This is a genomic window from Streptomyces sp. NRRL F-5135 (assembly GCF_000719775.1).
GTDB classification, from domain to species: Bacteria; Actinomycetota; Actinomycetes; order Streptomycetales; family Streptomycetaceae; genus Streptomyces; species Streptomyces hebeiensis.
Genome location: NZ_JOHR01000004.1, coordinates 188,141 through 201,524 on the forward strand (window position 1 = coordinate 188,141; position 13,384 = coordinate 201,524).

General features: G+C 71.1%; 11 protein-coding genes. 8 read left to right on the forward strand and 3 right to left on the reverse strand.

The window, feature by feature from the left end:
* Positions 1 to 143: 143 nt before the first annotated feature.
* On the reverse strand, positions 144 to 902 hold the full coding sequence (locus IG02_RS0107695; RefSeq protein WP_037802522.1) for a DeoR/GlpR family DNA-binding transcription regulator: 759 nt from the start codon (positions 900 to 902) through the stop codon (positions 144 to 146).
* Positions 903 to 1,181: 279 nt separating this feature from the next.
* On the opposite strand from IG02_RS0107695, the gene IG02_RS0107700 reads away from it, so the two are divergent.
* The 8 genes from IG02_RS0107700 to IG02_RS0107735 all read left to right on the forward strand — a co-directional run bounded on the left by IG02_RS0107700 (position 1,182) and on the right by IG02_RS0107735 (position 10,117).
* Positions 1,182 to 2,003, forward strand: coding sequence for an endo alpha-1,4 polygalactosaminidase (locus tag IG02_RS0107700; RefSeq protein WP_030743425.1), 822 nt, complete (start codon positions 1,182 to 1,184; stop codon positions 2,001 to 2,003).
* Positions 2,004 to 2,282: 279 nt separating this feature from the next.
* Positions 2,283 to 3,689, forward strand: a complete 1,407-nt coding sequence (locus tag IG02_RS0107705) for an ABC transporter substrate-binding protein (protein ID WP_078854281.1) — start codon at positions 2,283 to 2,285, stop codon at positions 3,687 to 3,689.
* Positions 3,690 to 3,698: 9 nt separating this feature from the next.
* Complete coding sequence (locus IG02_RS0107710; protein ID WP_030743430.1) at positions 3,699 to 4,772, forward strand: carbohydrate ABC transporter permease; 1,074 nt, start codon at positions 3,699 to 3,701, stop codon at positions 4,770 to 4,772.
* Positions 4,769 to 5,668, forward strand: a complete 900-nt coding sequence (locus tag IG02_RS0107715; protein ID WP_030743433.1) for a carbohydrate ABC transporter permease — start codon at positions 4,769 to 4,771, stop codon at positions 5,666 to 5,668. The genes IG02_RS0107710 and IG02_RS0107715 overlap by 4 nt, the downstream gene beginning before the upstream one ends.
* 170 nt (positions 5,669 to 5,838) lie before the next feature.
* The gene (locus IG02_RS0107720) at positions 5,839 to 6,807 is read left to right on the forward strand and encodes a carbohydrate kinase family protein (RefSeq protein ID WP_030743435.1); all 969 of its coding nucleotides are present in this window, start codon (positions 5,839 to 5,841) and stop codon (positions 6,805 to 6,807) included.
* Positions 6,804 to 8,168, forward strand: a complete 1,365-nt coding sequence (locus tag IG02_RS0107725) for an alpha-glucosidase/alpha-galactosidase (RefSeq protein ID WP_030743437.1) — start codon at positions 6,804 to 6,806, stop codon at positions 8,166 to 8,168. The genes IG02_RS0107720 and IG02_RS0107725 overlap by 4 nt, the downstream gene beginning before the upstream one ends.
* Positions 8,169 to 8,336: 168 nt before the next feature.
* A complete protein-coding gene (locus IG02_RS0107730) occupies positions 8,337 to 9,215 on the forward strand; it encodes an SIS domain-containing protein (protein WP_030743440.1) in 879 nt (292 codons plus the stop codon).
* A 74-nt stretch (positions 9,216 to 9,289) separates the two neighbouring features.
* Entirely contained in the window at positions 9,290 to 10,117 is an 828-nt protein-coding gene (locus tag IG02_RS0107735; protein WP_030743442.1) for a class II fructose-bisphosphate aldolase, read from the forward strand.
* Between the two features lie 97 nt (positions 10,118 to 10,214).
* On the opposite strand, the gene IG02_RS0107740 is transcribed toward IG02_RS0107735, so the two are convergent.
* Positions 10,215 to 11,453 carry a cytochrome P450 gene (locus tag IG02_RS0107740; RefSeq protein ID WP_037802523.1) on the reverse strand — a complete coding sequence of 413 codons (1,239 nt, stop codon included), beginning with the start codon at positions 11,451 to 11,453 and terminating at the stop codon, positions 10,215 to 10,217.
* A gap of 170 nt (positions 11,454 to 11,623) precedes the next feature.
* Entirely contained in the window at positions 11,624 to 13,351 is a 1,728-nt protein-coding gene (locus IG02_RS0107745; RefSeq protein WP_030743450.1) for a phytoene desaturase family protein, read from the reverse strand.
* Between the last annotated feature and the right edge of the window lie 33 nt (positions 13,352 to 13,384).

Sequence of the window (13,384 nt, forward strand, 5' to 3'; positions counted from 1 at the left end):
GCGCAGGCCGGACGCGGTGCACTCTGCCATCCGCGCCCGTCCCCCGTGCGTGCTCTCGCCTTGATGCTGCCCAACAGGACGGGATTCACCCATAAAAGGAGGAAAAATCGATTGAATCCACCATCACGTGCCCTTCCGGCCCGTCAGACCGTCGTCACCCGCACTCCCGCCTCCGTGATCCCCGCCAGTTGGCCGGCCGGCGCGGCGCCGTCGGTGACGAGGTCGTCGATGTCCGTGAGCGGACAGATCTTCGCGAAGGTCACCTTCCCGACCTTGGAATGGTCGGCGACGACGACGGTCCGCCCGCTGCTGCCGGTGAAGGCGCGGTCCGTCGCCGCTTCGAGCTGGTCGTGGGTGGTGCAGCCGTGGGCCGCGCTGATCCCGTCCACTCCCATGAAGGTGATGTCGGTGTGGTGGTCGGCCAGTGTCTTCTCCGCGATGGGGCCGACGAGTTCATAACTCTCGGCGCGGGCGTATCCGCCGACGACGACCAGGGTGACATCCTTGCGGAGCACCAACTCGGCGGCGATGTTCACCGCGTTGGTGACGATGGTCACGGGCCCCCGCTCGGCGAGCAGCCGGGCGATCCCGGTGACGGTGCTCCCGCCGGTCATGCCGACGACCGCCCCCTCGGGCACCAGGTCGGCCGCCGCCCGCGCGATGGCCTGCTTCTCCGGGCGGCGGCGCTCGGCGCGGTGCTGGAGCGGGGCCTCCAGGCCGACATTGCCGACGACCGCGCCACCGTGGGTGCGGCGTATCAGGTTCAGGCCGCTCAGATGCTGCAAGTCGCGCCGGACCGTGGCTCCCGAGACGTCCAACAGCCGGGACAGCTCGCCGACATCGATGCCGCCCTTCGCGGACACGTGCTCAAGTATCCGCGCGTGGCGCTCATTTTTCAGCATGCTGTGAGCATATCCCTGAGCGAAACAGAGCAGGTAGCGCTGTTGGGTGTCAGGTTCGAGCAAGCGATGTGCTCTGTTTGTGCGCGATGTGCTCAACTTCGATCTGTTGACAGGGTGATTCCTGATCGCTTTACTCCATGCAACGCCAGAGTTGAGCACCCGGCGCCAGAGGTATGCCCAGCCGGTAGCACGGCCCCGTGCCGTAAGTCCGGACAAAGTCGCCAGGACCGTCTGAATGGTCCGAGGCGGGGTCGTACCCCCCATCTTCTGGAGCTCCAGATGCCCCTCGTCAATCGTGTCCGGTCCCGTCGATGTCTCGCCGCGGCAGCTGTCGTGGCGACGGCGGTGGTCACCCCCCTGATCACCGCGGGCCCCGCGGGCGCGGCGGCCCAGGCCGTGACCCTGCCGCCCGCGGGCGCCAATTTCGACTACCAGATCGGTGGCGCCTACACCCCGCCGACCGGGGTGAAGGTGGTCAGCCGCGACTACACCGCGTCCCCGGCCGCGGGCCTGTACAACATCTGCTACGTCAACGCCTTCCAGACCCAGCCCGGAGCGGAGGGCGAGTGGGAGAAGGACCTGCTGCTCCGCGACTCCAAGGGCAACGTCGTCTACGACGGCTTCTGGAAGGAAGCCGTACTGGACACCCGCACCGAGGACAAGCGGAAGCGGATCGCGGCCAAGGTGAACGGCTGGATCGACACCTGCGCGAGCAAGGGCTTCAAGGCGGTCGAGCCCGACAACCTCGACACCTTCGACCGGTTCAGCCAGCTCAACGAGGCCGGCGCCAAGGACCTCATCAAGCGGCTCGCCGACCACGCCCACTCGAAGGGCCTGGCGATCGCTCAGAAGAACACCGCCGGCTTCTCCACCGAGCGCGACGCGACCGGTGCCGACTTCGCCATCGCCGAGGAGTGCGGCGAGTGGGACGAGTGCGGTGACTACGTCGAGGGATTCGGCAACAACGTCATCGTGATCGAGTACAAGGAGGAGTACCTGCGCAAGAGCTGCTCCGAGTTCGGCGGCCGGCTGAGCATCGTCCTGCGGGACCTGGACGTCAAGCCCCTCGGAGACCCCGCGTACGTGCGCAAGACCTGTTGAGCGGTCCACCGCGATCCGGTCGGTCCGCCCAGCGGTCATGACCGGCCTGGTGCACCCCCGTTCAGGTGGGGTGCACCAGGTTCCGGGCCTTCCGTACGCGGAGCGGCCCGGCCCGTGACGAATCCGGCGTCGCCGGCGTCACCCCCGCGCGCCGGGCCCTCCGTACGCGGACCGCCCCCGCTTCACCCCACCACCTCACCCACACCGATCCGCACCGGGCCGAGACGTGTCACGTGTCATCTGTCCCGGACCGCTCCGCGCACTCTCCTGGGGGTTCAGATGGCCGCAGCCCACCGCTTTCCCGGTACCCGTACTCCCGGCGTTCCCCGTACTCCCGGCGATTCCGGCGCTCACGATCCCGGCGATCCCGGTGCCCCCGCCGGGCCCTCGCGCCGTGCGCTCCTGCGCAGTGGTACGGGACTGGCGCTCGGCGCCGCCGCCACGGCCGCGCTGTCCGGCTGCGGCGCGGGCGCGAGTGACGGGGTGGGACCCGACGGGAAGGTCACGGTCGAGCTCTGGCACGGTCAGACCGACAGCGCCGCCGAGGTCCTGAAGGGACTGGTCGAGGAGTTCAACCGCACCCATCCCACCATCCGGGTCGACCCCGGCGGCGGCGTGCTGGCCGACGCGATGCTGCAGAAGATCACCGCCGCGCTCGCGTCCGGCTCCTTCCCCGACATCGCCTTCGTCTTCGGCTCGGACCTCGCCAACGTGGCGCGCAGCCCGTCGGTGGTGGACCTGACCGACATGGACCGCTCCGGGACCGTGCCCTGGAAGGACTACTGGGCGCCCGCGCGCGAGGCCGTCACCCTCAACGGACAGCTGCGCGCCGTCCCCGCGGTGCTCGACTCGCTCGCCGTGGTCTGCAACAAGAAGCTCTTCCGCGCCGCCGGCCTGCCCCTGCCCGAACCGGGCTGGACCTGGGACGAGTTCACCGAGACGGCCAGGAAACTGACCGACCGGGGACGGGGCACCTTCGGCACCGGCTGGCCCGGCGTCGGGGACGAGGACACGGTGTGGCGGCTGTGGCCGATGGTGTGGGACCTGGGCGGCGACGTCGTCGCCGGGGACGGGCGGCGGATCGGCTTCGCCGACGAGGGCGTGCGGGCCCTGGAGACGCTGGCCGGGCTCGCCCGGGACAAGAGCGTCTACGTCGACCCGAAACCCGGCAGCGAGCAGATGTACAAAGTCTTCCTGGCCGGCCGGATGGGCATGGTGGCCACGGGGCCGTGGCAGCTGCCCGACATCCGCCAGGCGAAGATCGACTACCATGTCGTGCCCCTGCCCAGCTACAGCGGCCGCCCGCTGACCATCTCGGGCCCCGACACCTGGACGGTGTTCGACAACGGTCCGGCGCGGGTGGAGGCGGCCCGTACGTTCGTGAGCTGGCTGAGCCGGCCCGCCCAGGACGTGCGGTGGGACGTCGACGCCGGGAGCCTGCCGCTCAGCCGGAGCACGCAGGCCATGACCGCCTGGCGCACCCATGCCGAAGACACCGAGGGGCTCCCGGTGTTCACCAAAGCCCTGGAGACGGCCCGGGTCCGCCCCGTCCACCCGGCCTACCCGCAGATCTCCCAGGCCCTCGGACAGGCGATCGTCGCCGTACTGCTCGGCCGGAGCACCCCGGCCAAGGCCCTGCGCCAGTGCGCCGACGAGGCCAACGCCGCGCTCATCATCCCGCGTTGAGAGGTACCGATGCCGCGCCTTCCCACTCCCCTCACGCTACCCGACGGCGGCCACGACGATGGCCGGGGCGGCGAACGGGACCACGAAAACACCGCCACCCACCACGACGACAACACCCCGCACGGCCCGGGGAACACTCAGGGGAGACACCCGGGAAAGCAGCCCCGGAAACACCCCGGGGCACGCCGCCGAGGCGCTCTCGCGCGCGGCGAGTCTGCCACCGCCTGGGCGTTCATCTCGCCCTCGGTCCTCGTCATCCTCGGCCTGAGCGTCGTCCCCGTCCTGTGGTCCCTGCTGCTGTCCTTCCAGGCCGACGACCTGGTCACGCCCAGCCGCTGGGTCGGCCTCGACAACTACCGCGCCCTCGCACAGGACCCGCACTTCAGCCAGGCGGTGGGCAACACACTGCTCTACACCGTGCTGTACGTGCCGCTGAGCATCGGGCTCGGGCTGTTCCTCGCCCTCGTCCTCAACCGGCGGATCCGGCTGGTCGGCTTTTACCGCACCCTCATCTTCGTGCCGTTCGTCGTCTCCGCCACGGCGCAGGGAGTGCTGTTCTCCTTCATCCTCGACCCCGAGTTCGGGGCCGCCAACTCCCTCCTGCAACACCTCGGGGTCTCCCCGCAGGGGTTCCTCACCGACCCCGGACAGGCGATGTTCGTGCTGGTCGCCATCTCGCTGTGGAGCGGCACCGGCTTCTGCGTGGTGGTCCTCCTCGCCGCCCTCCAGGACGTGTCCCCGTCCCTGATCGAGGCGGCGCGGCTGGACGGCGCCGGGCGGTGGCACCTGCTGCGCCATGTGACCCTGCCCGCACTCACACCCGTCACCGTCTTCCTGCTCCTGTGGCAGACCATCAACGCCCTCCAGGTCTTCGACCTCGTGTACGTGACGACCAAGGGCGGGCCGCTCGGCTCCACCACGGTGATCGTCTACTTCATCTGGGAGCAGGCGTTCAAGAACTTCACCGCCGGGTACGGCGCGGCGGCCGCCTACGCGCTCGCCCTCGCCCTGCTCGTGGTCGGTGGCGTTCCCCGGCTGCTCAGGGCCCGCGCGAACCGTCGTACCGAAGGAGCCGCACGATGACGGCGACCACCCCCTCCGCCCGGACCGAGTCCATGACGCCGGCCGGGAGCCCGGGCGCCGCCGGCCCCCGGCGCACCCGCCTCCGGCTGCCCTTCAGCGCCTGGCACCTGTTGCTCGCACCGCTGTCCCTGCTCTTCGCCGTGCCCCTGATCTGGCTGCTGCTCAGCTCCGTGATGAGCGACGCGGAGATCAACCGCTTCCCGGCAGCCCTGTGGCCCGCACGGATCGACCTGGGCGGCTACGGCTATGTGCTCGGCAACGCCATGTTCCCCCGGTGGTTCGCCAATTCGCTGATCGTCTCCACCGTCGCGGTGGCCTCCAACCTGCTGCTCGGCGCGCTCGGAGGTTACGCGTTCGCCCGGATGCGGTTCGCCGGCTCCCGGGTGCTGCTGGTACTGATGCTGGCCACGATGGTGATCCCGTTCCAGCTGACCATGATCCCCACCTTCCTGGTCATGAAGCGGCTGGGCCTCATCGACACCCTGGGCGCGCTGATCGTGCCGTCCCTGGTCACGCCGTTCGCGGTGTTCCTGCTGCGGCAGTTCTTCCTGTCCCTGCCCAGGGAACTGGAGGAGGCGGCGTGGATCGACGGCTGCTCCCGGCTCCGCGTGCTGTTCCTCGTCGTCCTGCCGCTGTCACGGCCCGCGCTGAGCACCGTGGCGGTCCTCACCTTCCTCACCACCTGGAACGACCTGACCTGGCCACTGATCGCCATCAACCACGACACCCAGTACACCCTCCAACTCGGGCTGACCACCTTCCAGGGCCAGCACCACACCCGGTGGTCCGCGGTCATGGCGGGCAACGTCATCACCGTCCTCCCGGTGCTGCTCGCCTTCCTGTTCGCCCAGAGGTCGTTCATCCAGTCCATCACCAACAGCGGGCTCAAGGGCTGACCGGCATGAGCCCCACGACCCCGGAACATCCCGAGCGGCGTTCCCGGGAAAGCGCCGGGCGACGTCCGGAAGCCACCGGGCGACCTCCCTCGGAAAACACCCCGGAAAGCCGTCAACGCTTCGCGCAACGTCCTGCGGAACGCCCCGCACCCCGCCCCACGGAAAGTCCCATGCCACCCACCTACGACCTGCTCGTCATCGGGGACGCCAACCCGGACGTCGTCCTCGGCCCGCTCGACAACCCGCCCGACGCCGCCCTCGCCTTCGGCCAGCGCGAACAACTCGTCGACAGCGGCCTGCTCACCCTCGGCGGCTCCGCCGCGATCATGGCGTGCGGCGCGGCCCGGCTCGGGCTGAGAGTCGCCTTCGCCGGCCGGGTCGGTGACGACGAGGCCGGGCGCTTCATCGTCGCCGCCCTGAACGACCGGGGTGTCGACACCCACGCGCTGCGCGTCGACCCCGACCGGCCGACCCCCCTCACCGTGGTCCTCACCCGGCCCGACGGCGACCGGGCGATCCTCACCGCGCCCGGCACCCTGCCGGCCACCGGCCCCGACGACATACCGGAAGCCCTGCTCACCGGCAGCCGTCATGTGCACGCCGCCTCGTACTTCCTGCTGCCGCGGCTCGCCGACGCGCTGCCCGGCCTGCTGCGTACGGCGCGCGAGCACGGTGCCACCACCTCCCTCGACACCAATGACGACCCGTCGGGGGAGTGGGCCCCGGGCCGCCTCGACGCCGTCCTCGCCGTCACGGACGTCCTGCTGCCCAACGCTCAGGAGGCCCGGGCCCTCGCGCCCGGCGCGGAGTCCCTGGACGAGGCGGCCCGGCAACTCGCCGCCCGAGGCCCGCTGGTGGTCGTCAAGGACGGGGCCGACGGCGCCCTCGCCCATGACGGCCGCACCGTCCTGCGCACCCGCGGCGTCCCCGCCCGGCCGCTGGACACGGTCGGCGCCGGAGACAGCTTCGACGCCGGCTTCGTCGCCGCCCGCCTGCGCGGCCTGTCCACCATCGAGGCACTCGAGATCGCTGCCGCCTGCGGCGCCCTGTCCACCCGGGCCCACGGCGGCACACCCGCCCAGCCCACCTGGGACGAAGCCACCGAGGCTCTCGTCCGCAACGGAAAGAACCCCTCATGACCAGCACCAAGATCGCGTTCATCGGCGCAGGCAGTGTCGTCTTCACCCAGGGACTGCTGGCGGACATCTTCGCCTTCCCCGAACTCCGGAACGCCCATATCGCCCTGCACGACATCGACTCCGAGCGGCTGACCACGGCGCACGGCGCCGCGCGCCACATCGCGGATCGCCTGACGGCGGAGGGGAACGCCTCCGAAGCCGCCCCGGGCACCGGCGGCCTCCGAACCGGAACCGGCCCCCTGATCACCGCGCACGCCCGGCGGCGCGAAGCCCTGGAGGGAGCCGACTTCGTCATCAACATCGTCCAGGTCGGCATGCGCGAGGCGACCCGGACCGACTTCGACGTACCGGCCCGCTACGGACTGCGCCAGACCATCGGCGACACCCTCGGCATCGGCGGCATCTTCCGCGCGCTGCGCACCTTCCCGCTGCTGAAGTCGCTCGGCGAGGACATCGCCGAGGTCTGCCCCGACGCCTGGCTGCTCAACTACACCAACCCCATGGCGATGAACGTCCAGTACCTCGCCCGGGCCACCGGGCTCACCCGCGTGGTGGGCCTGTGCCACTCGGTGTACTGGACCATCCGCGACCTGTCCGACCTGCTGGGCGTCCCGCACCAGGAGGTCACCTACCAGGCCGCCGGGGTGAACCACCAGGCCTGGGTCCTGCGACTGGAGCACCAGGGAGCCGACCTCTACCCCCGGCTGGACGCGCTCGTCGAGCAGAACCCGGAGCTGCGGCGCCGGGTCCGCGTCGACATGTACCGCCGCCTCGGCTACTACCCGACCGAGACGAGCGAGCACTCCTCCGAGTACGTCCCCTGGTACCTGCACCACGACAGCGAGGTCGAACGGCTCCGCCTGCCCATCGGCGCCTACCTCGGCATCGTGGACGAGAACATCGCCGAGTACGAGGGGACCCGCGACGCGCTCGCCGCCGGCACCCCGCTGCACGTCGAGGGCACCATGGAGTACGCGCCCCAGATCATCCACAGCATCACCACCGGCACCCCCCGGACCGTCTACGGAAACGTTCCCAACCACGGCCTCATCGACAACCTGCCCGCGACCGGCACCGTCGAGGTGCCGTGCCTGGTCGACGGCAGCGGTGTACAGCCCACCCGCGTCGGCGCCCTCCCCGCGCAGTGCGCCGCGCTCAACCGGGGCTACCTGAGCATGAACGACCTCGTCGTCCGGGCCGCCCTCGAGGACGACCCGCGTTCCGTCCGGCAGGCCGCCATGGCCGACCCGGCCACCGCCGCCGCCCTGCCCGTCGAGCGCATCTGGGACCTGTGCGACGACATGGTGCGCGCGCACGGCGACCTGCTCCAGCCCGGGCTGCGCGCCACCCTCGGGCACTGATCACCAGCCGGGGTGTGCTGGGTATACCGACAGCAGGCCCAGTCCGCCACCGAGCCCCGCCCCCGACCCCGTCGCGGACTCCGCCATCGAGTCCGCCGCATCCGCACAACGCCTCATCCGCACAACTCCCGTCCACACCGCATCCGCATCGACTTCCACCGGAGAACCATGTCGTACACGCGTGACGAGATCGCCTCCCAGCCCGACTGCTGGGAGCGCGTCCTCGAGGAACTCCCCGCTCACACCCCCGCCCTGCCCGCCCCGGGCGAGCGCGTCGCCGTCATCGGCTGCGGCACCTCGCTGTTCATGGCGCAGGCGTACGCCCAGCTGCGCGAGGACGCCGGGCTCGGTCTGACCGACGCCTTCCCCGCCTCCGAGGCGCGGCTCCACCGCGCCTACGACCGGGTGCTGGCCCTGACCCGGTCCGGTACCACCACCGAGATCCTCACCGCCTTCGAGCAGGTCCCCGCCACCACCCGGATCAGCGTCGTCACCGCCGTGGCCGACTCGCCCGCCGCCACCGCCGCGCACGACGTGATCTGCCTCGACTACGCGGACGAGCGGTCCGTCGTCCAGACCCGCTTCCCCACCACCCAGCTCCTGCTGCTGCGCGCCCATCTGGGCCTCGACACCGACCGCGCGCGCACCGATGTCACCACGGCCCTCACCACCGAACTGGAGCCCGAACTGCTCGCGGCCGAGCAGATCACCTTCATCGGTACGGGCTGGAGCACCGGTCTCGCCGCCGAGGCCGCGCTCAAGGTGCGGGAGGCGGCGGCCTGGTGGACCGAGTCCTACTCCGCCATGGAGTACCGCCACGGACCCGTCGCGGTGGCGGCGCCGGGCCGCGTCGTGTGGCCCCTCTCCCCACTGCCCGAGACACTGGCCGACCAGGTCCGCGCCACCGGTGCCCACCTGCGCGTCCCCGGGCTCGACCCGCTGGCCGAACTCGTCGTCGCCCAGCGCCTGGCGGTCGAACTGGCCACCGCCGCCGGCCGCGACCCCGACCGGCCGGCCCATCTGACGCGCTCCGTCATCCTCGGCTGACGGTCCCTCAATCGCCTCCCCGGCCCCGCGGGCGGCCGGGCCTTCCACCCCTTCGTCATCACGGGAAGCAGACCATGCCACTCGCCCCCACCGGGGACATCATCAACGGCGCGGCGCACGGCGTCGGCGCGTTCAACGTCGTCCTCCTCGAACAGCTGGAAGCCGTCCTCGCGGGTGCCCAGCAGGCGGACCTCCCCGTCATCGTCCAGATCAGCGAGAACGCCGTCGCCTACCGGGGTGCCCTCGCACCGCTCGCCGCCGCCGCGCGCGCGGCCGCCGAGGAGGCCGCCGTGCCGGCCGCGCTGCACCTGGACCACGCGACGCGGCCCGACCTGGTGGAGGAGGCCGTACGGCTCGGCTTCACCTCCGTGATGTACGACGGCGCCCACCTGCCCTGGGAGGAGAACGTCGCCCGCACCCGCGAGATCAGCCGCCGGTGCCGGGACAGGGGCGTCTGGGTGGAGGCGGAACTCGGCGAGATCGGCGGCAAGGACGGCGCCCACAAGCCGGGGGTCCGCACCGACCCCGAGGAGGCGGCCCGGTTCGTCGCGGACACCGGCGTGGACGCCCTCGCCGTCGCGGTCGGCACCTCGCACCAGATGACCGAGCGCACGGCGCGGCTCGACCTGGACCTCATCCGCGACCTGCGCGCGGCCGTCCCCGTACCGCTGGTGCTGCACGGCTCGTCGGGCGTGGACGACAACACCCTCGCCGCGGCGGTGCGCGCCGGGATGCGCAAGGTCAATATCGCCACGCATCTCAACACCGTCTTCACGGCGGCGGCCCGCGCGCGGCTGTCCGCGCAGCCCGCGACCGTCGATCCGCGCCGCTACCTGAGCCCGGCCAGGGAGGCCATGGGCCACGAGGTGGCACGCCTGCTACGGCTGCTGGCCGGTTCCTGACCTCCGCCCGCGGGCGGACGGGGCGGGTCCTCCCTGGGCTTCCCAGGTCCTCGGCCGGGAGGACCCGCCGACACCGCCGGCCCGTCGGCCTGCCTGATCACCAGCTGACCGGCAGCTCGTGCAGGCCGCTGAAGAACTGCTTCGACCGCCAGCGCAACTCCGCCACGGGCACGGCGAGCCGCAGACCGGGCATGCGGGCGAGGACCCGCTCCAGCGCCACCTGGAGTTCCAGCCGCGCCAGATGAGCGCCCAGGCAGTAGTGCGTTCCGTACCCGAAACTCACATGCGCGTTGCCGGGCCGGTCGAAGACCACCCTGTCCGGGTCCGAAAAGGCCTCGGGATCACGGTTGGCCGCTGCCTGGGAGACGATGACGGGCTCGCCCGCGCGGACCAGCACCCCGCCCAACTCGGTGTCCTCCAGCGCGTAACGCGGCAGTGTCAGGCCGTTGAGCAGGGGGACGAACCGCAGCAGTTCCTCCACGGCCTTGGGGATGAGCGCGGGCTCCGCGCGCAACCGGCCCAGCAGGTCCTCCTCGTCCGGCCGGGGCAGGAGCAGCAGCGAGAAGAAGTTGCCGATCTGGTTGGTGGTGGTGACGAATCCGCCGACGAGGAGTTCGTTGAGGACACCCACCAACTCCTCCTCGCTGATCACCCCGTCCTCGTCACAGGCCCGCACCAGGAGCGTCAGCAGGTCGTCGGCGGGCTCCTGGCGGCGTGCGTGGAGCCAGCCGTTCACGCGGGCGAAGAAATCGGCCGCCTCCTTCTGGAGCACCTCCGGCGAGGCGCTGCCCGAGCAGACGATGTCCGCCCAGGACCGCACCCGGCCGTGGTCCTCACGGGGAACGCCCACCAGCTCGCAGATCAGCGTCATCGGCAGCGGGAAGGCGAAGTCCTCGGACAGGTCGGCGGGCGGCCCGGCCTGGATCATCCGGTCGAGCAGCCCGTCGGCGATCCGCCCGACCCGGTCCCGCAGGCGTTCGATGCGGCGTGCCGTGAACTCCTTGCTCAGCACGGAGCGCAGCCGGGTGTGGTCGGGTGCGTCGGTGGCGATCAGGCCCCCGCCGGCCCGGGGCATCCGTCCGATCCGCGGCTGGTCGCGGCGGACGGCCTCGGCGAGACTGAACCGGGGATCGGACAGGACCGTACGGACGTCCTCGTGACGCGTCGCCAGCCAGGCGTCCTCCCCGAACGGCAGCCGCACTTTGGCCAGCGGCTGATCCCGCAAGGGGCGGTAGTCCGGGTGCAGATCCAGTCCCTCCGTGGTCCAGAAGGGGTAGGAGAGGGGCTCCGGGCGCTGAGCGGTGTCCGTGGTGCCCTGGGACGGCCGGTGTGACATGGGGGTGTCCGCCTTTGCTGGTGGGGTGCTGCGGTCCTGGTGAGCGTGTCGTGAGGAGGTATTGATCCGGCGTGAGGTTCGGGGGCGTGGTGACGGGGCCGGGCCGGGGCCGGGGCACCGGGCATGGAGGGGCCCCGCGCCGCAGGCCCGCGGCCTCGACCGGCGGCCGGTCAGTGGGTCAGGCGTGCCGGCTCGGGCGGTGCTCCCGTACTCCGGTCGTCGGGCGCGGCCCCACCGGCCCCACCAGGGGCACCGGGGGCACCGGGGCCCACGGGGATGACGACATGGGTGGGCGGGGGCGCGGAGTCGTCGACGGAGGCGGTGAAGTCGAGTCCGTCGTCGCGACAGATGAACTGCATGACCTGCCGTCCGGCGGCGGCCGCCCTGATGAGGCCGCCCGTGGTGGCCCAGACGCCGGAGAGGTAGAAGTTCTCCAGACCGGGCAGAGCCGGTCCGTGCTTCTTGACCAGCTCCTCCATGGTCTCGCCGCTTTCCACGAACGGCTGCCAGCCCAGGAACGTCCCGTCGTAGTTGCCCGTGTAGCGGATCTGGGTGAGGGGCGTGCACGTGTCCCGCACCGCGATGGAGTCCTTCAGACCGGGATAGCGCTCCTCCAGGAAATCCACCACCGTGTCGCGCACCCGCCGCTTGGCCGCGGAGTACGGGCGGCCGCGCCGCACGGGCAGGGTGTGGTGCTCCTCCCCGCGACGCAGCCGGCTGTGCTGTTCGGGGCCCTCGCTCAACTCCCGCCAGGGCGCCGTGTCCGAGAAGTACGTGGCGTAGACGACCGTGGTGTCCCGTGGCGACAGCTCCGGGTAGAAACGGCTGCGGAACTGGACGTTGAGACTCGGATGGCGCATGCCGAGCAGCCGGCCGGCCGTGGCGTCGTCCAGCAGGTGCGTGGTGGTGGGCTCACCGTGCGGAAAGGGACGGCGCAGGCCCAGGAACACACTGACATAGCCGGGGAAGACCATGCCCGGTTCCAGAATGGTCTCCGTGAACAGCTTCCGGTATTCGTCGTCCAGATAGCGGCCGCCCAGGAACTCCATCACCGTGGTCGGACCGTCGCAGGCGGAGACGACGATGTCCGCGTGGTACTCCCGCCCGTCCGCGAGCCGGACACCCACCGCCCGGTCGTTCTCGACGAGGATCTTCACCACCTTGGCGTTGTACGTCACCTCGCCGCCCAGCCGCTCGTAGCGGTCGGCGATGGAACGCGCCAGCTCCAGCGAACCCCCTTCCGGCACGCCCGCCGACTGGTGCGCCTGCGCCGCCATCTGGAAGTAGAAGGGCAGTACGGGGAACCCGGGATGCTTCTCGTACAGGATGTAGTTGAACGCCTCCCGCAGCAGCGGGTCCCGGAAGCGTGTCGAGTATTCCGTCATCAGCGAGGTCATCGAGGTGCGGAACAGGTTGAAATACGGGACGAAGCCGGCCAGCATGCGCCAGCGCTCCCGCCGGCTCATCAGCGCCACGGGCTTGAGGAACGGATACGCGGGCAGGGCGGAGATGAACTTGCGCAGCCCTCCGCAGAACGCGCGGATGGGGCGGGCGTCGGCCGGGGACAGGGAGAGCAGATGCGCCTCCAGCCGGTCCGGGTCGCAGTAGAAGTACACCGCCCGGCCGTCCTGGCCGCGCACGATGTTGAACACGTCGAAGTGGCGCACCTCCTTGCCCTGGAGCGCGCCCAGTTCGAGCCAGATCTGGTGCATCTCGTTGCCCGGGCCGCTGCCCAGCAGCCAGCTGATGCAGCAGTCGAACGTGAAGTCGCCCCGCCCCCAGCCCGTGCAGCAGCCACCCGGGATCTCGTGCATCTCGAAGACCTGGCTGCGGTAGCCGTTCATCTGCGCGTAGGCGCCGGTGGATAGGCCGCCGAGCCCGCCCCCGATGATGATCATGGATTCCCTGCGCTTGACGGACGGCATGTCCCG